This is a genomic window from Vibrio nigripulchritudo ATCC 27043, assembly GCF_000222685.1.
In the GTDB taxonomy this organism is placed as follows: Bacteria; Pseudomonadota; Gammaproteobacteria; order Enterobacterales; family Vibrionaceae; genus Vibrio; species Vibrio nigripulchritudo.
Genome location: NZ_AFWJ01000252.1, coordinates 1 through 343 on the forward strand (window position 1 = coordinate 1; position 343 = coordinate 343).

The 343-nt window shown below is 50.4% G+C and carries 1 rRNA gene; it reads right to left on the minus strand.

Going from position 1 to position 343, the window contains the following annotated elements:
• Positions 1-343, minus strand: a 23S ribosomal RNA gene (locus RH89_RS16995); the annotation flags it as partial.

Below are 343 nucleotides of genomic sequence, written 5' to 3' on the forward strand. Positions count from 1 at the left end.
AGGACTAACCCCATCAATTAACCTTCCGGCACCGGGCAGGCGTCACACCGTATACGTCATCTTACGATTTTGCACAGTGCTGTGTTTTTAATAAACAGTTGCAGCCACCTGGTATCTGCGACTCTCGTCAGCTCCATCCGCGAGGGACTTCACCGATAAGAGCGTACCTTCTCCCGAAGTTACGGTACCATTTTGCCTAGTTCCTTCACCCGAGTTCTCTCAAGCGCCTTGGTATTCTCTACCCGACCACCTGTGTCGGTTTGGGGTACGATTCCTTACAATCTGAAGCTTAGAGGCTTTTCCTGGAAGCATGGCATCAATGACTTCATCACCGTAGTGACTC